Below are 20,348 nucleotides of genomic sequence, written 5' to 3'. Positions count from 1 at the left end.
TCCGACGTCGGCGGTAGCGTGGCCACGACCGACGGTGGCGACGTTCGCATCACCGACTCGACCGTCGCCCGAAGAATCAACGCCGACGGCGCGGTCCCCATGATCAAAAACGCCACCGTGGGCAGGTCGGTCACCGCGAGCGGCGACATCGGAGGCCAAGGGGGCGACGACGGCGTGACAAACGCCGACATCGGCGGCGACGTGACGACCACCGATGGCGGCGACATCCGGATCGAATCGGGGACGACCGTCCAGGGAGACGTCGACGTCGACGGCTCGATTCCGGTGTTGAGAGACGTTGATATCGTCGGTACGGTCAGGACGGACGGCCCGATCGGCGTCGGCGACGACGACGGCACGATCAGAGGCGTCGTTATCTGTGGGAGCGTCGACGCGGGCGGGCGGATCCGAACACTGCGGGACTCACGGGTGAACGGGTCGGTGACCGCCGCGGGTGACATCGGATCGGGCGACGACAACAACGGTAACGGCAACGGCAACGACGACGGTGCGATCAGGAACACGACCGTCGGCGGCGACGTGGCGGCCACCGATGGCGGCGACCTCCGGGTCAGGGACTCGGCTGTCGGCGGCGATGTCGAGGCAGACCGGGACGTCCTCGTCCGTAAGAACTCGACGGTCGAGGGAAGTGTCGAGGCGGCCGGGAATGTGGTCGTGAGAAACTCGACGGTCGAGGGAAGCGTCGAGGCGGCCGGGAATGTGGTCGTGAGAAACTCGACGGTCGAGGGAAGCGTCGAGGCGGGGGGCTCTCTCACGCTGAAAAACGCGACAATCGGGGGCGAACTGCGAATCCCCAGCAACAACGTCAGATGTCGGGGGAACAACGAAATCGGCAGCGACGCCGAGACGTGTTCGGGCTACTTCTCCGATGACGACAACGGCGGTGGCGACGATGACGACAACGGCGGTGGCGACGATGACGACAACGGCGGTGGCGACGATGACGGCGAGGCCGAGGGAGCGTAACGTTCTCGAAACCCTACCGCACACGCCTTTTACTGCTCCCACACGTACGGACACCAATGCTACTGATCCGCGGGACAGGCGGCGACGCCACGCTCACCGGGACGGTGTACGAACGCGGCGAGCGCGCACCGTCGTTCCGGGGCGCGCCCGACGAGGACGCCGCGTACGTCTGGGTCTGCGACGAGTTCTACGAGGTCGAGAGTGGCGGATCCACGACCCGGATCGACGGTGAAGAGATCCAGGTCGCCTTCGAGTCGCCGCTGCCACGCGGGTTCGATACCCGGGAACAGGCCGTCGAGGCGGCAAAGGAACACCTTCGCACTCAGTTCGCCCGGGTCGGTGTCCCCGAGTCGACGGTGACGATCCAGGTCGAGAAGGCAGACCCGATCGACTAAAACTCCTCGTCCCACCGGGTGTCGTCGTACCGACGCACCGACTCCGACTCCAGCCGCTTCTCGAACTCCCGTCTGAGCGCCGCCTTCTCGTCGACGCCGATGCGCGCGAGCGAGTCGGCCCGTTCGACGACCGGCGGCGGTCCCCGCGAGACGGCCACGTCGTGGAGGATCCGTCGGGTGAGTCGACGGCGGGCGTCGGCGTCGTGGGTGAGGCCGGCGGGCGCCTCGATCCGGTAACACAGATCCTCGCGGGGGTCGTAGACGATGAAAAATGTCACCTCGTAGTCGGCCGGATCCCGCCTCCGGTCGACGCCCAAGGCGTCGCCGTCAGCCGCGAGGGTGCGATCCGAACCGCCACGCGAACGAAACCAGTTGGTGAACGTGAGCCGATCTGTCGGCCGGTCGTCGCCGGTATCGGTACCGGGATCGAGAAGTCGGGTAAAAAAGGCGGTGTCGTCGACCCACGGCGCGTCGACACCCCGCTTCCGGAGCGTTCGGGTGATGAGCTTCGCCGAGGGGTTCTTTACGAACCCCGCGACGGCCACGTCCCGGTCGAGCAGGCGCTCTACTAACCGGACGTAGTTCTCGACGATGGCGCGGGGTTTGGCCTCTGTCGCCAGCGCCCCGAGTTCGGCGTCCCGATCCTGCCAGTTGAGAAGTTCCTTCGGATAGAGCGGCCCGTCTAAGAGGAGGCAGTCGGAGACGGTGTCCGCGTGTTCGAGCGCGTGGGCACTCTCCGCGAGATACAACGAGAGGGCGTGGACGACCCCCTCAGCGTAGCGGTTGACCCGCGGTGCGTGCAGGATCTTGCGCCGGAAGTAGCCCTCGTCACGGCGCACCCAGTCGGTGCCGAGCGCGAGCGTCGGATCGTTTGCGTGGACGGTCGTTACGAGGCTTCGCGCACGGTGGAGGTCGAGATCCGATGGCTCGGCCGCCATCGCGGCGTGGGCCACGTCGAGCACCAACCCGTTTTTGAACGTCGTCGGGTTGATGGTCCCCGAGTCGAGGCCGTGAACGGTCGGATATGGAGCGTCGACGAGGGCCACGTCGTCGACCGCGACGGTGCGACGGCGGCACTTGCCGAGGGGTTCGACGACGGTCCGTCCGTCGACACGAAGGGGATCGAGCCACTCCTCGAACGCCGTCCGGGCGAGGTCGCCGTGGTCGGTGTCGTCGACGCGGCTCCCGAGCAAGCCTGCGAGGTCGGCGATCCCGTCGACGTGGACCGGATCCAGTGTCATAACTCATTCATCGCACGGAGACACAAATACAACGGCGTTCGGAGCGGACGGTGGCCGGTCGGACGGTCACGACCCCCGTCGGGAGACGGCACGCTCATACGCGTCGGTCGGCTAAACGTCGCATGGACACGGTCGGGGTGGCGTTCGATCTGGACGACACGCTCGCGGTCACGCGGGTCGACCGGGCGACGCTGTTGACCGAAGCACTCGGTGAGGTGGGCGCGCCACAACGCTCGCGGGAAGCGTATCTGCAGGCCCACGCCGAACACCTGACCGCTCGGAGCCGGAAACCGGTGTTCGAGCGGTTGTTCAACGACGCCGAGAACGTCGACGCCGCCGCGGTAACGAGAGCATACCGCGACCGGGTGAACGCCGCGCTCGAACCGGTTCCGGGCGCCGAGTCGACGCTGACGGCGCTCCGCGACCGGTACCGGCTCGGCCTGCTGACGAACGGCCCGGTCGTCGCCCAGCGGTCGAAACTCGACGCGCTCGGATGGGCTGACGCGTTCGACGTCACGCTCGTAACCGGCGAACTCGCCGCCGGCAAGCCCGACCCTGCGGCCTTCGAATCGTTGCTGGCCGAACTCGGGACCGACGCCGACGAGACGGTGTTCGTCGGCAACGACGTGACCGCCGACATCCAGGGCGCCGTCACCGCCGGGATCGACGCTGTACAGGTGTGTTACCCCAGCGGGCCACCCCACGATCCGAATGCGTTGGCCCACATCGAACGCGACGAACTGGCGGCCGGCCTGCCGACTGTGCTCGCGAACCGCTGACGCCGACACGGTCCCGTCGGCCCCGACGACCGCCCCGATTGTACGGGCGGCGGGGCGGTCGGGGTGTCGTTGATTCGGACGGACGGACGGTGACAGCCCCGACCGAAACCGGGCCGAGGAGGAAATCACGGATTGAGCCCCGTTCAATCACCACACAACAAGGTGGGAATGACTCTAGTGTAGAAACAGGCCGACAAGGGACGTTGACACCCACCCCGGGTGTTCACGCGGCCACAAGGGGCGTGGGGGCCCACACCGGGCGTCCGCGCAAGCACAAGGGGAATTCAAGCGAGGGCCGTCGCTCCTTGCCACGCACGGAGCGATCATTATACGCCGAACGTCCTCGCCGCGGCGATGCGAACAAAGGACGGATACCAAAATGTCAATAACCATCACGGACTACTTCGAACAGGTGGACGGGCTGACACTGGCGGACGTGCCGCCCACGGTCAGAAAGCAGCTCAACGACGAACTGGAGGGTCTCACGGCGGAGTTCGACGGAAAGCAGGCCGGGACGATACAGGAAGATCCGAACACAGTCCTCGTTCGGAAGGACGGCACCGGCGATTTCGAGACGATTCAGGCCGCCATCGACGACGACGACACCGAATCGGGCGATACGATACTGATCGGTCCCGGAACGTTCGATCCCGACAGCCAGATAGAGGTGACAAATCCCGGCGAACTCCGACTCATCGGGAGCGGGAGCGGGAGCGACGACGAGGCAACCGTGATCAAGCAGTCGGTGGAGGTCAACGTCGAGAACGCGGACGGAAACGGGGTCACGTTCAGGAATCTCAGAATCGAGGACGTCACGACCGGGGACCCGGACGGACTCGAGGTCAACGCAACGTTCAACGCGACCGGACCGGAACTCGAATCCATCGCGCTCGAGAACGTCACGATCGCCGACAACCAGGACGACGGGATCGTTGTCGACGACGCGGAGCAGGTCAGCGTCCGCGGGTGCCGGATCGTCGACAACGGGGGTGACGGCCTTCTCGGTCGGTCGCTGACGAACACGCGGATTCAAGACTCCGAGTTCGTGGACAACGGGGCTGAGGGGATCGACATCGACCGCGCACGAAACCTCTCGATCAGCGGCTGTAAGCTGAACCGAAACGACAGCACCGGACTCGAGTTCGACGGCCCGAACGAAGTCGGGACCAACAACATCTCCATCACCGGGACCGAACTCATCGACAACGGGACCGACGGGATCGAGTTCAACGACGACGACGTGGCCGACCTGTCGATCGCCGACAGCCGGATCACCGGCAACGGGGCCGATGGGATCGAGTTCAACGGCAGCGGGAGCGTCGATGCCTTCTCAGTCGAGGGAACGACGATCGCCGACAACGGAGCCGAGGGTATCGAGTTCCGGACCGACAACGGCGTCGACGACTTCTCCCTCGTCGACAGTCGGGTCGAGAGCAACGGCCAACTCACCTTCGACAACGGAGCGGTCGGCCTGCTGGTGAGCGGCACCATCGCCGATGCGGTGATCGCGGATAGTCGGATCGCCGGGCACTTTTTCGGTGGTGTGGAGTTCGAACGCGCCGAGGCACTCACGATCCGAGATACGGTCGTCGAGCAGAACGGGCCGGGTGTGAGCGATCCGGCGTTCAACGACCCCGTCAACGGGGTGGAGGTGAACGTCACGGATCTGACCGTCGCCGGGACCACGATCCGTGGCAACTTCGGCGAAGGGCTGAACCTCCGTGGTGGTGACATCGAGGGACTGACCATTCGCGACTCGGCGGTTGTCGAAAACACTCGCGCTGGGGTCCGTGCACGCGGAAGCGACCCCCTGACGGCGACCGACGTTACCGTCACGGGCGCTCGAATCGAAGGCAACGACCTGGACGGGGTAGCGTTCGACGCCGTTGACGGCCTCGACATCACCGGATCGGTCATCGCGGGCAACGGCGCCTCGGGGGTGACGACGGACGACGCCTCGAGCGTCACCGTCACGGACACGACGGTCCGTGGGAACGAGGACGCCGGACTCAGCTTCGAGGGCAACGTGGATGGAGTGCGTATCGAGCGCACGGCAGTCCGCGGAAACGGGAACGACCGTGGGGCGTCCGCCCTCTTCATCGACCGGGCCGTCGGCGCGGTGGTGGTGCGTGAGAGCAACTTCGTGAACAACGGCGGCTTCGGGATGGAACTGCGGGCGGGGAACGGCCCGGTCACGGCCGACCAGTCGTACCTCGCCGACAACGGCGAGGGACCCACAGGCGGCGACGTCACGGTGGTCAGTCAATCGACCGCTCCCGTCGGTGGAATCGGCGCAGAGTCGGTGTGAGGTAGGACACCCCCCGGTCACGGCGAGTCGTCCGTCGTCACCCGGCCGTGCGGCGTTGGTCGGTCGACGACGACGCTCACGGACCGTCAGACGGCGGCCTCGACAACGGCCAATGCCCGTTTGACCGCCGCCCCCGACTCGACGAACACGAGCGTCCGCGGCGGGTCGGTCGCCTTCGGGCGAACCCGCAGGTCCGCCTCGGCGGCGGCCTCGGCAACCGCCTCGTGACGGTCCGGGAACTCGACTCGGATCCGCTCGGGATGGACAAAGACCGTCGCCAGCGGCGCGCCGTCGTCGCGGACGACGTAGGCCCGTCGACCGTCCGCGGTCGGGTCCACGTCGGGGTCAGCGTCGGTCACCGTCACATCCGCGAGCGTCCCCCCGTGTCCGACGAGGTCGGAGGCGAGCAACTGTGCGATCCGAACGCCGTCCGAGAGTTCGGGGTCGACCATGCCGGGGGTACGAGTCGAAGCCGTTTCAACGCTCCTTGTCGTCGCGGAGGTCGGCCAGAACGTGGCCGGCGGCGTCGGCGACGTCGACGCCCCGCCTGCGGGCGTGGAGGATCGCCGCGGCCTCGATGGTGATCCCGAGTTCGCGCTGTCGCTCGTTGATCGCGGCCACCGCCGTCTGTTTCTCGCCACCGTCATCGACCACCGCCGAGAGAACGCGTTCGAAGGTGGACTGCTCGCGGAGAACGGACTCGTCGGGGACAAAGCCGTCCGGGACGGTGACCGCCGAGGGGTCGAACTCGGCGACGAGATCGTCGTCCGTGCGCGTGAGAAGCCCACGACCGACCGCCACGTCGACGAGACGCTTGGCCTGATCGGGTGTGAACCAGTCGCGGTCCAGCGAGAGGGCAACGACGAACTCCCCCTCGCCGAGCCGCGACCCGCCGCGGTCACGGAAGGGAGCGGCTACGGCTACCTCAAGGGTCATGGTGGGTGTGGGGTCGACCGGCCCACTAAGCGTTTGGGTCCGGTGTGGGTGGCACCGGAACCGATTTCGGCTCACCCGGATCGCGTGCGGACGCGTCGGATCCGCCGAGCGTCTCGGCGACGATACCGTGATGGTGGGGGTTTCCGGTTCGGTGCCACAGGTGGTGTCTCGGGCCGGGTGAGTTCGTGATTTGGCACGGTTACCGTGGTGTGGAGTTCCGACACGAGTAACAACGGCTACGCGTGTGCCACCGCCTCGCACCCGTCCTCGTCGTGTGTGGCATGCGACGACAGGCCGGCTTCGGGGACGCGCAATCGGTGAAACTCGGCCGTGCCGTCAAGCGACTCCGGCGTCACAGTGGGTGTCGTCGGGGCACCTCGTGCGTGATCACCCTGATACCGCCTACACCGTCGGTGACCGGACCGGGGTTGCGGTCACGGAGTCCCCCCGGGCCGGGGACGTTGCCCGACTACCGCGGCCGGCGTGCCACGCGTTCCGAGCGATTCAAGTGGTTGCTGGGGCTGAGTACCGGTATGAAAGATCAGGGACGCTCGACGCGGAAACGAACGGGCGGCCGCCTCCGGCCGTTCCGAAAAAAGAAACGCTACCAGCTCGGCCGCCAGCCCGCGGAGACAACGGTCGGTGAGCCCCGGTTCCAGACCGTCGACGCCCGGGGGAGCGAGACCAAAACGCGGGCGCTCGCGACAAACGTCGCCCACGTCGCCGAGGGCGGGGAGACGACCGAGGCAGAAATCGAGAACGTCACCGAGAACCCTGCAAACACCAACTACGCCCGGCGAAACATCGTCACGAAGGGTGCGATCATCGAGACGAGCGCCGGCCGGGCACGCGTCACCTCCCGACCCGGTCAGACCGGCCAGGTCAACGCCGTTCTGCTCGATTAAGGCGTCGGCGCGGCCTTCTGTAATCCCGTCTCCGCGATGTTCCCCCCGTAGTCCGCGCTGCGCGACAACGAGTCGACGACCAGTCCGAGCAACTGCGCCCGCGTCGGGTCGAGTTCTCGGAGGAGTTCGTCGATCGACCGGGCGTGGGTGTCGATGTCTTGGACCGATTCGCGGGCCCGGTTGGCCTGCTTGGTCGCCGCCTCGTTGTCGTCGAGAAACAACGCGTCCATGGCCAGACCGATGACCGACGCCGCGTCGTCGTGCAGTTCGGTCAACGCGTCTGTCACGTTCTCGGAGAGAGGCTCGTCGAACTCGAGCGAGAGGTGGGCAATCTTCGTCGCGTGGTCGGCGATCCGTTCGAGCTGTCGGGCGGCCGACTGGTAGTCGAAACACACCTCCCGGGAGACGCCCAGTTCCTCGGCCGCGCGGGGACTCCGGAGCGTCGCCCGGAAGATGCGTGAAACGACCATCCACAGGCGGTCGACGTCGGCGTCACGCTGGATGACGTCGCGGGCCAGATCCGTATCGAGGTCGACCAAGGCCTGCACGGCGTCGTTGAGCATCGAGAGCGCGATCAGTCGCATCCGCGTGACCGCGTTGTTGATCGAGAGCTCCGAGGAGTCGAGCAGGTCGCGGATCACCACCCGATCCCGCGTCTCCTCCAACACCTCGAGACCGACGAGACTCTGGGTCGCCTCCCTGATCGTCCGGCGCTGGTCGGTGGTGATCCGGGCGCTCTCCAAGCCGATGATTTCGAACCCGCTGACGTACATCGTCATGACGGCGCGGATCAACTCCTCCCCGTCGAGGTCACCGATGTCGAGGGTCCCCTCCGTCCGTTCGTCGCCGGTCCGGGGAGTCATGAACAGGGAGTCCCCTTCCGGGTAGAAGGCAACCTCGCTGCCGGCGGAGACGCCGTTCTCTGTCGCCCACTCTTTGGGAATCGACACCGTGTACGTCGATCCGCCGGTCACCTGCACCTTTCGGGTCTCGACCATACCCGTGGAAGCCTGTTCCGGGAATATAAGTACTTTCATATCTATATATTTTCGAGCGATCGTGAGTCGCGGCCCCAAATCGGCGGTGATCGATGGGGATCTGCCGCCCGAATACCGAGACGAACGGACTCCACGTTCCCACGTATAGCCCCTCAAACTACCGTTTTCCGCTATTTGGCGGCACGTAGTGCCGTGGTCGGTCGGCTGGGGAGCACACCGCTCGACACGTTCCCCGTTATCGGTTGTCGAACATATATTTATATAGTTATCATAGAAGGGTACTTACAGCGGTGCCAGCGACGATCCGGTGATGACGGAGACATCCGCGAACGGATCCACGACGCGTCGACGGCTTCTCGCTGCGGTCGGATCGGCCGGCGTCATCGGGATGGCCGGCTGTACCCAGAGCGGCGGTGGCGACGGCGACGGCGACGGCGGCGACGGCCTGTCGGGCACCATCGACATCGCCGGGAGTTCGACCGTGTTCCCGGTGGCGACGGCGATGGCCGAGCGCTTCGAGTCCGAACACTCCGGCGTCGACATCAACATCCAGTCGACCGGATCCGGCGGCGGCTTCGCGAACCACTTCTGTCCCGGGCGGACGGACTTCAACAACGCCTCGCGACCGATCCAGTCCGAGGAGGAGGAGACCTGTTCGGGAAACGGCGTCACGCCGGTCGAACTCACCGTCGCGACGGACGCACTGACCGTCGTCGTCAACAACGAGGCCGACTGGGTCGACTGCATGACAACCGACGAACTCGCACGACTCTGGTCGGCCGAGGACCCGCCGACCATGTGGAGTGAGGTGAACGCCGACTGGCCCGATCAGGAACTCGAACTGTACGGGCCGACCGACGCCTCGGGCACCTACGACTATTTCATCGAGAGCATCCTCGGCGAGGAGGGTCCGGGCCACCGTCAGGACTACTCCGCGACCGAACAGGACCGCACGATCATCCAGGGTGTCGAGGGTTCGGAGGGGGCTATCGGCTACCTCGGCTTCGCCTACTACTCCCAGAACACCGACCGCGTGAAGGCCGTCGGCATCGACGACGGCGACGGCTGTGTCGAGCCCTCGCTGGGGACGGCCCGCACCGGCGAGTACACCCCGCTCTCGCGGCCGCTGTTCACTTACCCCAAGCAGGGGTCGCTCTCGGAGGACCACGTCGCCGAGTTCGCTCGCTTCTGGCTCGAGAACTCGACCAGCGAGGAGATCATCGCCGACGAGGTGGGCTACGTCCCGCTGAGCGACGACGCCCAGTCCGAGGCGATGGAGCGACTGGAGACGGCCATCGAGAACGCACAGGGCTGACGACGGCCGAAGGAAGAGTTTTCGCCCGAGCGCAAGACCGACCACACGCTAGATGAGCACGGACGACCTGACCGAAGACCTCACCCGACGAACGGAGAACGCGCCACAGGAGCTTCTGACGCGTTCCTTTTTTTTCCTGTGTGCAGTGCTGTCCATCGTCACGACGATCAGCATCATCGTCCTGCTGACCACCGAGGCGGCCAAGTTCTTCTCCGCGACCGCACCCCTCATGGGTGTCGAGGGGCCGACTGCCTCGGCCGTCGACTTCTTCACCGGGACCGAGTGGATCATCAACAACGAGCAGTTCGGCGTGTTACCCCTTGTCTCGGCGACCCTCGCGATCACGGTCGGGTCGGCGGTCGTCGCCCTGCCGCTCGGGGTCGCCACCGCAATCTACCTCAGCGAGTACGCCAGCCCGCGCGCACAGTCGGTGTTGAAACCCGCACTGGAGGTGCTCGCGGGCGTCCCGACGGTCGTCTACGGCTTCTTCGCCGTCGTCTACATCACGCCCGCCCTTCGGACCCTGATCCCCGGACTGGGCACGTTCAATATGCTCTCCGCCAGCATCGTCGTCGGCATCATGATCATCCCGATGGTCGCCTCGATCAGCGAGGACGCGATGTCGGCCGTCCCCGACTCGCTCCGACAGGCCGGCTACGGGATGGGCGCGACGAAGTTCGACGTCTCCGTCGGCATCGTCGTCCCCGCCGCCCTGTCCGGTATCTTCTCCTCTTTCATTCTCGCGCTCTCTCGGGCCATCGGCGAGACGATGGCCGTCACCGTCGCCGCCGGCTCCCAAGCCAACCTCATCAACCCGCTGAACCCGGTCGACTACCTCGAAGGCGCGTTGCCGATGACCGCCGCCATGGTGAACCTGCTGACCGGCGACGTCACCGGGGGCGGCGTCGCCTACCGGAGTCTCTTCGCCATCGGCCTCACCCTCTTTTTCATTACCCTCGTCATGAACATCATCAGCGACCTCGTCGCACAGCGCTACCGGGAGGAGTCCTGAGATGGCGACCGAATCGAGGGAGAGAGAGGGGTTCGGCCACGTCAGCCGGACCGTCGGCGTCGTCTTCCGGTACCTCCTGCTCGCTGCGACGCTGTTCGGCATCGTCGCACTGACCGTCCTCCTGATCTACGTCGCCAACGACGCGATACAGCCGCTGACCGCTGATCCGGGCTGGCACCTCACGTTCTTCGTGACGCTGGTCGTCCCAACAGTCGCCGTCGGCGGCTACCTCCTGCGAACCGATCCGGCCTCGTTCAAGTTCGGCGGCGGCGTCGTCGGGGCGCTCGCCGTCAGCACCATGTTCGCCGGCGGCGCGGCGATGATCTTCGTCGACATCGTCCAACCGGTCACCTGGTTCGGCTACGTCCTCGCACTCGCCGTCGCCCTCGCTGGCGTCGTCGCCATGGAGCGGTTCGACAGGCAACTCCCCTTCCTCGTCCGGTCCGTCGTCGCCGGGGCCGTGGCGGTCCTGTCGCTGTGGCTCGTCCCCGGCCTCGTCCGGTCGCTCCCCGTCTACCCCACCGACGGCCTGTTGCTGACGGCGTCGCTCGGCACGCCGGTCGCGTTGCTCGTCGGCCGCTACGCCGCGGCCGCGGCCGGCAAACGGGGAACGGCCCTCGCCGTCCTCGGCGGCGTTGCCCTCGTCGGCGTCGGATCGTACGCCGGCCCCCTGATCGGCGTCGATCCGGTCCCCGCGACGGTCCTGCTCTCCGTGGCCGTCCTCCCGACCGGGGGGTACGCCGTCGGGACCGTCCGCCGTCACACCGAGCGGCGACCGGGCCTCGCGTTCGCGGGGGTCATCCTCGGCGGGGCGGTGGTGGGTGCCGTCGCCGTCGACGCTCTCGGCTTCACCGGGCCGCAGTCGTGGGTCGACTGGGGATTTCTCACGAGCGCCCACAGCGGGACCGCCGCCGACGCCGGCCTCTACCCCGCCATCGGCGGATCGATCCTGCTGATGGTGACCGTCGCGGCACTCTCCTTCCCACTCGGGGTCGGCGCGGCGGTGTATCTGGAGGAGTACGCCCCCGACAACCGCTTCACCCGCTTTATCGGCATCAACATCTCCAATCTGGCCGGCGTCCCCTCCGTCGTCTACGGCCTCCTCGGCCTCGGCGTGTTCGTCACGTATCTCGGCCAGCCGACGGGCACCGTCCTCATCGGCGGCGCGACGCTCGCACTGCTGATCCTCCCCATCGTCATCATCTCCGCCCGCGAGGCGCTCCGGAGCGTCCCCGACGAGATGCGACAGGCCTCCTACGGGATCGGTGCGACCCGGTGGCAGACGATCAAGAACGTCGTCCTCCCGCGGGCGTTCCCCGGCATCCTGACGGGAACGATCCTCGCGCTCGGCCGGGCCATCGGCGAGACGGCCCCGCTGATCATGATCGGCGCGCCGAACGTCCTCTTCTCGCTGCCGACCGAGTTCTCCTCGAAGGTCAGCGCCATGCCCCTGCAGGTGTACGCGTGGGCCAGCCTCTTCGCCAGCGACCCGTTCTATCGGGCGGCTGTCCCGGCGGGCGTCGTCGTCCTCCTCGTCGTCCTGCTGAGTATGAACTCCATCGCCATCGTGCTGCGCAACAAATACCAGAACGATCAGTGAGACCATGACAGACAACACCAATCCTGAGTTCGCCGTGGACGAATCGACCGATGACCCGACGACCGACGACATGGTGACCGGGACGGACGTGAGCGAGAGCGTCACGTCGTCGGGCGCGACGATGCAGCGTGACACGGTTGTCAGCGCCGAAAACGTCAGCGTCTGGTACAACGACGACCGGGCCCTGCGGGACATCACGCTTGATATCCCCGAAAAACAGGTGACGGCCATGATCGGACCGTCGGGCTGTGGCAAATCGACCTTTCTCCGGTGTATCAACCGTATGAACGATATGATCGACGCCGCACGCGTCGAGGGTGATCTCTACCTGCGCACGAAGAACGTTTATGACGACGACGTGGATCCGGTTGCGCTCCGTCGCCGGGTCGGCATGGTGTTTCAGACGCCCAACCCGTTTCCAAAGAGCATCTACGACAACGTCGCCTACGGCCTGAAGATCCAGAACAAAAACGGCGATTACGACCGGATCGTCGAAGAGTCGTTGAAACGGGCGGCGCTGTGGGACGAGGTGAGCGACCAACTCGACCAGTCGGGGCTCGAACTCTCCGGTGGCCAGCAGCAACGCCTCTGTATCGCGCGCGCCATCGCGCCGGACCCGGAGGTGATCCTGATGGACGAGCCCGCGTCGGCGCTCGATCCCGTCGCAACCTCACAGATCGAGGATCTCATCACCGAACTGGCCGAGGAGTACACCGTGGTCATCGTCACACACAATATGCAACAGGCGGCGCGGATCTCGAACAAGACCGCCGTCTTTCTCACCGGCGGCGAACTCGTTGAGTTCGACGACACCGAGAAGATCTTCGAAAACCCCGAGAGTCAGCGGGTTGAGGACTACATCACCGGCAAGTTCGGCTGACGACCGTTCCGGTGTGGTGGTTCGACTCCGGGCCGAACGCGGCGTGAGCGTTGACGGGGGGACAACGCTTAGGACGGTCGAAGCCGAGCCACATGTATGGCGCGAACGGATTATCAGTCGTCGCTGGAGGAGCTCCGCGACGACGTGCTCTATATGAGTGAGGTGGTCGCGGAACGGCTCCGAGAGGGCCTCGACGCACTGGAACGGAAAGACGAACGGCTCGCGAGGGACGTGATCGAGGGTGACGACGAGATCAACGACATGTATCTCGAACTGGAAGGAACGTGTGTCGACCTTATCGCTCTCCAGCAACCGGTCGCGAGCGACCTCCGGTTTATCGCGGCGTCGTTCAAGATCATCACCGATCTGGAACGCATTGCCGACCTAGCGGTGAACCTCGGGGGCTACACCCTCGACGCACAACGCGATCTCTTCCCGGGCGTCGATATGCAACGGGTCGGACGGGAAACGCTCGCGATGCTCGAATCGGCGATGGCGGCCTACGCCGACGAGGACATCGAGCGGTGTTTCGCCGTCGCCGAACGCGACGAGGAGGTGGACGCGATGTGCGAGGCGGCGAGCGAACTCGTCGTCCGTGACCTGATCGAGGGCGACTATCTCGGTGGCGGGGAGACCGACGATGATATCGAGTCGCTCATGCAGGACGTCTCCCGACTCCTGCTCACCATCCGTGACCTAGAGCGTGTGGGCGACCACGCCGTCAACGTCGCCGCCCGTACCGTCTATATGGTCGAGAACGACGACGAACTGTTGTACTAATCCCGTTTCTGAAAGAGTTAACCCCTCCCGGGGCGACGCTCGTCGCATGAACGCCGAGGAGACGATCCGAGCGTATTACGAGGCGCTCCGTCAGGGCGAACCACTCTACCCGTACTTCGCGGAGCGATCGGACGTGGTGAAGTTCGGCGTCGGCGAACGACTCGTCGGCTACGACGCCGTCGAGAACGGCCTCCGGAACCAAACCCGGACGACAAAAAACTGGACCGTCGAGAGTCGGGCGCTTCGAACCGTCGAACGCGACGACCACGCCCACTTTTCCGACACGGTGCGCATGTGCTGGACCGATACGGCCCGCGACCACGAGTACGACCTGTCGACCCGGTGGAGCGGAACGCTCGAACGGAACGGTGACGACTGGCGGTTTGTTGGCATGCACGTGAGCACGCCGTACGTGGAGGGCTGATGGTCGGGCCGAGCCTCTCCGAGGAGAACCGGCGGGTCGCGTCCCGTCGGCTCAAACTCGGCTTTGTCGGCCTCGTCGGTGCCTCGTCGGGGCTCGTTGCGCTCGCCGGCGGTGCGACGGCCACACAGATGCTCGTTGCTCTCGGCGGTGGTCTCGCCGTCGGGGGACTCCTCCTCCGGTATCTCGTCTCCGTCGGCTCGGAGTGGCAGCAGACACGGTAGCCCTCAGACCCGGGCTAACCACCGCTCGGGGGCATCGAGTTCCGCGTTGGTCGGCAGATTCTCCGGGCGCTCCCAGACGGCGCTCGCGCCGTCGATACCGCGGGCGTCCGCGACGGTCCGGAAAAAGTCGGCACCGCGCTCGTACTGGCGTCGCTTCAGGCCGAGGCCGAGCAGCCGCCGGGTCAAGCGCGCGACCGGGCCACCCCCCTCGCGTCGGGCGTCGAGTTTCGCCCGCAGATCGGCGTAGTCGTCGTCGAACGCGCGGTCCATCAGCAGTTCGGCGTACCCTTCGACGGCGGTCATCGTGGCGTCGAGTTCGGCGAACGCCTCCCGGTCCAAGCCTCCGGCCGAAAGCGCGTCGAGGCCGCGCTCCAACCGGTTTTCGAGATGTGCCGGCAGCCACGGCGCGGCCCCGAACTCCGCGGCGTGGGCCACCTCGTGAAAGGCGATCCAGCGGCGAAAACGGGGGAGCGATACGTTCAGCGTGGCCGCCACGCCGGCGATGTTCGGATGGACGAAATAGAGCGCGTGGTCGCGGTCGGCGGGGTCGGCGTCGGCCAGAAGAAGGGGGTCGTACTGCCCGAGAACGTTCCGACCGAGAAACGCCATCATCACCGTGAGCGTCCCCGTGTTGACGACCCGCGAAACGTCGGGAAGCAACGGTGTGTTCGGTCCCCCGGCCTCGACTGGGGCCATCACCCGACGGAAGGTGTCGACGTTCTCGTCGATCCAGTGGTGACGGTTCTGTATCTCGATCGTTTCGGGGAGGTCGAACTCGATGTCGCCGAGCGTTCGGAGTCGTTGCCGGGCGTCGCGGACGTCGGCGGCGTACCCCGACCGGTCGGCATCGCTCAGGTCGAGCGATCCCGGTTCGGTGCTCGACTTCGCGGCCTCGCCGACCGCAGACCAGTCGACGTAGCCGTCGCCCGACGCGCCGGTGACGACTCTGACGCTCCGAAACAGATCCATACCCGAGAAAGTCGACTGCGACTGAAAACGTTTCCGTGGGTTCAGATGCCGGCCTCGAAATCGTCGAGGGCGTAGGCGGGTTCGGCACCGCGGCGGTCGAGCGTCTCGTTTGCCAGCAACCAGTAGACGACCGACAGAGCGCGTCGGCCCTTGTTGTTCGTCGGGATAACGAGGTCGACGTTGCTCAGTTGGTTGTTCGAGTCACACATCGCGATAACGGGAATGCCGACCGTGATGGCCTCCTTGACCGCCTGCGCGTCACCGATCGGGTCGGTGACGACGACCACGTCCGGTTCGATGTACCCGTCGTAGTCCGGGTTGGTGAGCGTCCCCGGGATGAACCGCCCGGTACGGGCGCGTGCACCGATAGCCTCGGCGAACTTTTCGGCCGGGAAGCGGCCGTACTGCCGCGAGGAGGTCACCAGAACCTGCTCGGGCGAGTAGTTTGCGAGAAAGTCCGCGGCCGTCCGGATCCGGGAGTCCGTCTGACTCACGTCCAGTACGTACAGGCCGTCGTCACGGACGCGGTGGATGAACCGCCCCATGTCCTGTGTGTTCTGCTGGGTCCCGATGTGAACCCCCGCGCCGAGATAGTCCTCGACCGGGATGAGGAGGTCTGCCTCGTCGTCCGGCATCACGTTCTCGTCGAACGGCGACGCGTCCTCCTCGGCCTCGTCGGCCTCGTCGGTTTCGTCGGTTTCGTTGGCGCCTGTCTCGACCGAGGCCGCCTCGTCGGCCGCCTCGGCGGTCGGTTCGTCCACGGCGTCGGAGTCGGCCGTCTCGGCCGTCTCGTCCTCGCCGTCCGGGGTTTCGAGTTCGTTGTCGTTGTCTGTCATACTGCGTCCTCCGCGATGCGGATGAGTTCGTTGAGTTTGGCGGTGCGCTCGCCGCCGACGGTCCCCGTCTTGATGAAGGGGGCGTCGGTCGCCACGGCGAGGTGTGCGATGGTCGTATCCTCCGTTTCGCCAGAGCGGTGCGAGACGACGACCTCCATCCCGTTGCGGGCCGCCAACTCCACCGCGTCGACCGCGTCGGAGAGCGTCCCGATCTGGTTTGGCTTGACCAGAATGGCGTTGCCCGCCCCCTCGTCGACGCCCCGTTGGAGGCGGTCGACGTTGGTGACAAACAGGTCGTCACCACAGAGCACGGTCCGGTCGCCGACCCGGTCGGTCAGGTCCGCGAAGCCGTCGAAGTCGTTCTCCTCAACCGGATCCTCGACGTAGGCGAGTTCGTACTCGTCGACGAGGTCGGCGATGTAGTCGACCTGTTCGTCGGGTGTCCGTTCGACATCGCCGTACCGGTAGACCTCGCCGTCGGCGTCGTACAGTTCCGACGCCGCCACGTCGAGACCGACCGCCACGTCGAAGCCGACGTCGGCGGCCACGTCGTCGGCCGCCCGTGTGACGAGGTCGAACGCTTCGGCGTCCGTGACGGCGGGCGCCCACGCCCCCTCGTCGCCTTTGCCGGCCGGAATCTCCCGCTCGTCAAGCAGGTCACCGATCCGGTCGTGGACAGCGGCGTTCGCAAAGACCGCCTCCGAAACGCTCGGCGCGCCGTATGGGACGGCGAGAAACTCCTGAATGTGAGTCGCCGCTTTCGCGTGTTCGCCGCCGCCGAGAACGTTCCCCAGCGGGACCGGGAAGTCGTCGCCCCGGAACGTGCCGCCGAGATGCTGGAAAAGCGGCGCACCGAGCACGTCGGCGCCGGCCTTTGCGGCCGCCATCGAGATGGCGACCGCGCTGTTGGCCCCCATCTCGGAGAAGTCGTCGGTGCCATCTGCACCGCGGAGGGCGGCGTCCACGTCGCGCTGGTTGCCCGTGTGAACCTCGTCGACGAGACGGGGGACCGCGTGCTCGCGCGCCGCGGCGATGGCTTCGCCCGTCGGCAGTTCGATCGCTTCGTACTCGCCCGTTGAGGCACCGCTCGGTGCGGCCGCGCGGCCAAAGCCGCCCGACTCGGTCAACACGTCTGCCTCGACCGTCGGGTTGCCCCGAGAGTCGAGCACGCGGCGCAGGCTCACCGAGCGAATAAGCGTCATGCGCCCTCCCGCCTGACCGTGAAGGGCAACACGCCAGCGTCGTACTCCTCCGCCGCAACGAGGATCGGTTCGCCCTGCTCCGTGTCGACAAGCACCGGCGCGCCGTAGGACACCTGCAGGGCTCGTGCCCCGAGGATCCGCGCCTTCTCGTAGCGGTTGTAACGTCCCTGGCTCATTGGTAGGGAGACACCACGTCGACCAGATCCTTGTGCGAGACGAACATCCGTCGGCAGCAGTGCCGGGTCACGCCCAGGTCATCGAGCACCTCGGCGGAGTCCTCGCCCGCGTCGAGTCGGGTCTGGTACTCCTCCCAGTGTTCGCCGATGACCTTTCCACACGTGAAACACCGGACCGGGATCATCATAGGTGAATCACCTCAGCGGTAGGACTTCTGGTAGCGGGCCCGTGCGCCGGGGCCGCCCCACTTTTTGGGTTCGGACTGGCGCACGTCGTTGACCAGTAGCGACCGGTCGAACTCCATGAACGCGCTTCGGAGTTCGGCGTCGCCGTAGTGTTGCACCAACCCGCGGGCGATGGCGGTTCGCACCGCGTCGGCCTGACCGGCGAAGCCGCCACCGGAGACCGACACGTCGATATCGACGCCGTCCCGGAGGTCGTCGCCGGCGATGCGGAACGGTTCCAGCATCTTCAGGCGGGACATCTCCGGGTCGACCAGTTCGACGGGTCGGGAGTTGATTCGGACGCGACCTTCGCCGTCGCGCACGGTTGCGCGGGCGACGGCCGTTTTCTTCTTTCCGCTCGTGTTGGTTACCATGTGACGTTCGCTCCCAGCTGCTCGGAGATGTCTCCGAGCGAGACAAAGTTGATGTTCGAGAGGCGGTTCAGCGACGTCTCCTCAAGCACCCGGCCGTCTTCGTCGAAAGGGTTGCCGACGTAGACGCGAACGCCCTTGAAGGCGTCACGACCCCGCGGTTTCTTGTACGGCAGCATACCGCGGATCGACCGCTTGAAGATACGATCCGGCCGTTTTGGGTAGTACGGCCCGCTGTCGGAGCCGAGTTCCGCCCGTTTGCGGTACGTCTCCATTGTGGACTCCTCGTTGCCGGTGATGACCGCATGCTCGGCGTTGATAACGGCGACCCGGTCGCCGTCAAGGGCGTGTTGGGCCACCTCGCTGGCGACCCGGCCCATAATGCAGTCCCGGGCGTCGACGACCACGTCCGCATCGAACTCGGCGAGGCTCATCGGATCACCCGCACGTTCGATCCGTCGGGGTTCTGCTCAACGACGTGGTCCAGTCCGTGGGCGTCGCCGACCTGTTCGATCTTCCGGCGGGCCGTCGACGAGAAGTCGACGGCCGCGACCGTGACCTCTTTTTCGAGCACACCGCTTCCCAGCACCTTGCCGGGAACAACGACGGTCTCTTCCTCGCGGGCGTAGCGTTCGATCTGCCCGAGATTGACCTCCGCGTGGGTGCGCCGTGGCTTCTCCAAGCGGTCCGCGATGTCCTGCCAGACTCCGGCACCGGACTCGCGGGAAGCCGCCTTCAACTCGGCGATGAGACTGTTGAGTCTCGGATTCGTTTTACTCATTGTCTACCTCGAAAAGGGAGTGCAGGGAGCAGGATTTGAACCTGCGGACCCCTATGGGACAGCGCCCTGAACGCTGCGCCGTTGGCCTGACTTGGCTATCCCTGCACGCACCGCGTGGTATCGGTCGCCCCCTCAAACCATTTTCGGTCCCCGGGCCACACACCGCGGTCGCGTCGCTGCGTGCGACAGTACGGGCGGGCGTCGGTGGGGGTGGTGAGTGGGGCATGTGGGGTCCTCGTGTTCAGACTGCGACCTTTGCTTCCAGTTCCGCCGCGCGGTCGCCGATCGATTCGGCGGCACGCGTGACCAGTTCCTCAACGCCGAACGATCCGTCCGTTTCCACGTGGAAGACGAACGCGTCGGGGACGTCGTGTAGCTTGATCTCCTTGCCCGGGTACCGGTTCGTGAGGTCGTGATCGAACTCGTCGGTGGCGACGAGTTCGCCGTCCTCGGTTTCGATAACCCCGCGCAGAATGTTCGGATCGTCGTCGTCGGACTCGCTGGCGTCGCCGACGACTTCGACGCGTTGCAGGTGTCGGTAGCCGACGGCCACGCCACCCTGATGTTTGGCGTGTTCGCGGCCGCGGTCAAGCACCGCGTCGGCCTCGAGTTCGATCCGCTGTTGTTCTTTGAGTTCGATGATCGGAATATCGTCGTCGGCCGGTTCGACCATCGAATCGGAGGTTTCGATATCCCCCGAGTAGGCCGTCGTCGGCCCCTCGATGTCCAGTGCCAGCGTCACCGTCTCCCCCAACTCGAAGTCGTCAAGGGGAGTCGTCAACGGAACCAAGCCCAGACGGAGGCCGATCATCTCGTCGAACATCACCGACGAGTTCTCGACGAACCGGACGGTGTCGATGGAGAAGGTCGGCACATCGGCGATCATCGCCCGCCGAATGCCGTTTGCGAACGCTGGTGTGATGCTCTCCCCTCTGACGAGAAAGCGTGCGTTCCGGTCGTCGCGTTCGATGAACTCGACCTCGAAGTCGACTACCATGATGTGAGAG

The 20,348-nt window shown here is 66.0% G+C and carries 25 protein-coding genes and 1 tRNA gene; 12 read left to right on the top strand and 14 right to left on the bottom strand.

Translation table 11 applies throughout. The annotated features are described in order from the left end of the window. Both Q0925_RS00360 and Q0925_RS00355 read left to right on the top strand, forming a co-directional pair. Positions 1-987, top strand: a 987-nt coding sequence (locus Q0925_RS00360; protein ID WP_299330610.1) for a polymer-forming cytoskeletal protein, incomplete at its 5' end; no start/stop codon positions are given. Between the two features lie 56 nt (positions 988-1,043). Continuing rightward, the gene (locus tag Q0925_RS00355) at positions 1,044-1,382 is read left to right on the top strand and encodes a DUF7113 family protein (protein WP_299330609.1); all 339 of its coding nucleotides are present in this window, start codon (positions 1,044-1,046) and stop codon (positions 1,380-1,382) included. Here the strand turns inward: Q0925_RS00355 and Q0925_RS00350 are convergent. Continuing rightward, positions 1,379-2,623: a DNA double-strand break repair nuclease NurA gene (locus tag Q0925_RS00350; RefSeq protein WP_299330606.1), complete on the bottom strand. Its 1,245-nt coding sequence runs from the start codon at positions 2,621-2,623 to the stop codon at positions 1,379-1,381. The two genes, Q0925_RS00355 and Q0925_RS00350, sit on opposite strands and share 4 nt — an antisense overlap. A 122-nt stretch (positions 2,624-2,745) precedes the next feature. On the opposite strand from Q0925_RS00350, the gene Q0925_RS00345 reads away from it, so the two are divergent. Both Q0925_RS00345 and Q0925_RS00340 read left to right on the top strand, forming a co-directional pair. After that, a complete protein-coding gene (locus Q0925_RS00345; RefSeq protein WP_299330604.1) occupies positions 2,746-3,402 on the top strand; it encodes an HAD family hydrolase in 657 nt (218 codons plus the stop codon). Positions 3,403-3,781: 379 nt separating this feature from the next. After that, on the top strand, positions 3,782-5,710 hold the full coding sequence (locus Q0925_RS00340) for a right-handed parallel beta-helix repeat-containing protein (RefSeq protein ID WP_299330602.1): 1,929 nt from the start codon (positions 3,782-3,784) through the stop codon (positions 5,708-5,710). 86 nt (positions 5,711-5,796) lie between these two features. Here Q0925_RS00340 and Q0925_RS00335 read toward each other — a convergent pair whose 3' ends face one another. Continuing rightward, positions 5,797-6,162, bottom strand: coding sequence for a hypothetical protein (locus Q0925_RS00335; protein ID WP_299330600.1), 366 nt, complete (start codon positions 6,160-6,162; stop codon positions 5,797-5,799). 25 nt (positions 6,163-6,187) lie between these two features. Further along, entirely contained in the window at positions 6,188-6,646 is a 459-nt protein-coding gene (locus Q0925_RS00330) for a DUF2240 family protein (RefSeq protein ID WP_299330598.1), read from the bottom strand. A gap of 533 nt (positions 6,647-7,179) precedes the next feature. Between Q0925_RS00330 and Q0925_RS00325 the strand changes: the two genes are divergently transcribed. Further along, complete coding sequence (locus Q0925_RS00325) at positions 7,180-7,551, top strand: 30S ribosomal protein S8e (RefSeq protein WP_299330596.1); 372 nt, start codon at positions 7,180-7,182, stop codon at positions 7,549-7,551. Here Q0925_RS00325 and Q0925_RS00320 read toward each other — a convergent pair. After that, entirely contained in the window at positions 7,548-8,549 is a 1,002-nt protein-coding gene (locus tag Q0925_RS00320; protein ID WP_299330594.1) for a phosphate uptake regulator PhoU, read from the bottom strand. The two genes, Q0925_RS00325 and Q0925_RS00320, sit on opposite strands and share 4 nt — an antisense overlap. Positions 8,550-8,859: 310 nt before the next feature. Between Q0925_RS00320 and Q0925_RS00315 the strand changes: the two genes are divergently transcribed. The 7 genes from Q0925_RS00315 (at position 8,860) to Q0925_RS00285 (ending at position 14,781) form a co-directional block, all read left to right on the top strand. Continuing rightward, positions 8,860-9,864, top strand: a complete 1,005-nt coding sequence (locus Q0925_RS00315) for a PstS family phosphate ABC transporter substrate-binding protein (RefSeq protein ID WP_299330592.1) — start codon at positions 8,860-8,862, stop codon at positions 9,862-9,864. Between the two features lie 52 nt (positions 9,865-9,916). Next, positions 9,917-10,876, top strand: a complete 960-nt coding sequence (pstC, locus tag Q0925_RS00310) for a phosphate ABC transporter permease subunit PstC (RefSeq protein WP_299330591.1) — start codon at positions 9,917-9,919, stop codon at positions 10,874-10,876. 1 nt (position 10,877) lies between these two features. Then, the gene (gene pstA / locus Q0925_RS00305; protein ID WP_299330589.1) at positions 10,878-12,476 is read left to right on the top strand and encodes a phosphate ABC transporter permease PstA; all 1,599 of its coding nucleotides are present in this window, start codon (positions 10,878-10,880) and stop codon (positions 12,474-12,476) included. Positions 12,477-12,480: 4 nt separating this feature from the next. Next, the gene (pstB, locus tag Q0925_RS00300; protein ID WP_299330588.1) at positions 12,481-13,356 is read left to right on the top strand and encodes a phosphate ABC transporter ATP-binding protein PstB; all 876 of its coding nucleotides are present in this window, start codon (positions 12,481-12,483) and stop codon (positions 13,354-13,356) included. Positions 13,357-13,452: 96 nt separating this feature from the next. Then, positions 13,453-14,136: a phosphate signaling complex protein PhoU gene (gene phoU, locus Q0925_RS00295; protein ID WP_299330586.1), complete on the top strand. Its 684-nt coding sequence runs from the start codon at positions 13,453-13,455 to the stop codon at positions 14,134-14,136. A 46-nt stretch (positions 14,137-14,182) separates the two neighbouring features. Beyond that, a complete protein-coding gene (locus tag Q0925_RS00290; protein ID WP_299330584.1) occupies positions 14,183-14,560 on the top strand; it encodes an AtzH-like domain-containing protein in 378 nt (125 codons plus the stop codon). Then, the gene (locus Q0925_RS00285; RefSeq protein ID WP_299330582.1) at positions 14,560-14,781 is read left to right on the top strand and encodes a hypothetical protein; all 222 of its coding nucleotides are present in this window, start codon (positions 14,560-14,562) and stop codon (positions 14,779-14,781) included. Before Q0925_RS00290 ends, Q0925_RS00285 begins: the two co-directional genes overlap by 1 nt. 3 nt (positions 14,782-14,784) lie before the next feature. Here the strand turns inward: Q0925_RS00285 and Q0925_RS00280 are convergent, their stop codons facing one another. The 10 genes from Q0925_RS00280 to Q0925_RS00235 all read right to left on the bottom strand — a co-directional run bounded on the left by Q0925_RS00280 (position 14,785) and on the right by Q0925_RS00235 (position 20,338). Beyond that, entirely contained in the window at positions 14,785-15,750 is a 966-nt protein-coding gene (locus Q0925_RS00280) for a zinc-dependent metalloprotease (protein WP_299330580.1), read from the bottom strand. Positions 15,751-15,791: 41 nt separating this feature from the next. Next, on the bottom strand, positions 15,792-16,586 hold the full coding sequence (gene rpsB / locus Q0925_RS00275) for a 30S ribosomal protein S2 (protein WP_299330578.1): 795 nt from the start codon (positions 16,584-16,586) through the stop codon (positions 15,792-15,794). Next, positions 16,583-17,788 carry a phosphopyruvate hydratase gene (gene eno, locus Q0925_RS00270; RefSeq protein ID WP_299330576.1) on the bottom strand — a complete coding sequence of 402 codons (1,206 nt, stop codon included), beginning with the start codon at positions 17,786-17,788 and terminating at the stop codon, positions 16,583-16,585. The genes rpsB and eno overlap by 4 nt, the downstream gene beginning before the upstream one ends. Beyond that, positions 17,785-17,964 (bottom strand): DNA-directed RNA polymerase subunit K, encoded by a 180-nt coding sequence (locus Q0925_RS00265; protein ID WP_299330574.1) that lies wholly within the window; start codon positions 17,962-17,964, stop codon positions 17,785-17,787. The genes eno and Q0925_RS00265 overlap by 4 nt, the downstream gene beginning before the upstream one ends. Then, positions 17,961-18,152, bottom strand: a complete 192-nt coding sequence (locus Q0925_RS00260) for a DNA-directed RNA polymerase subunit N (RefSeq protein WP_299330572.1) — start codon at positions 18,150-18,152, stop codon at positions 17,961-17,963. The genes Q0925_RS00265 and Q0925_RS00260 overlap by 4 nt, the downstream gene beginning before the upstream one ends. Positions 18,153-18,164: 12 nt before the next feature. After that, positions 18,165-18,563: a 30S ribosomal protein S9 gene (locus Q0925_RS00255; RefSeq protein ID WP_299330570.1), complete on the bottom strand. Its 399-nt coding sequence runs from the start codon at positions 18,561-18,563 to the stop codon at positions 18,165-18,167. Further along, complete coding sequence (locus Q0925_RS00250; RefSeq protein WP_299330567.1) at positions 18,557-18,994, bottom strand: 50S ribosomal protein L13; 438 nt, start codon at positions 18,992-18,994, stop codon at positions 18,557-18,559. Before Q0925_RS00250 ends, Q0925_RS00255 begins: the two co-directional genes overlap by 7 nt. Beyond that, complete coding sequence (locus Q0925_RS00245) at positions 18,991-19,341, bottom strand: 50S ribosomal protein L18e (RefSeq protein ID WP_299330565.1); 351 nt, start codon at positions 19,339-19,341, stop codon at positions 18,991-18,993. The genes Q0925_RS00250 and Q0925_RS00245 overlap by 4 nt, the downstream gene beginning before the upstream one ends. A 20-nt stretch (positions 19,342-19,361) precedes the next feature. Beyond that, positions 19,362-19,446 (bottom strand) — tRNA-Leu (locus tag Q0925_RS00240). A gap of 136 nt (positions 19,447-19,582) precedes the next feature. Beyond that, entirely contained in the window at positions 19,583-20,338 is a 756-nt protein-coding gene (locus Q0925_RS00235; protein ID WP_299330612.1) for a DNA-directed RNA polymerase subunit D, read from the bottom strand. Positions 20,339-20,348: the final 10 nt, after the last annotated feature.

Source organism: Haloplanus sp. (assembly GCF_028275055.1).
Classification (GTDB): Archaea; Halobacteriota; Halobacteria; order Halobacteriales; family Haloferacaceae; genus Haloplanus.
Note: the sequence above shows the minus strand (reverse complement) of the source record. Positions and strands in the feature narration are given on the sequence as shown.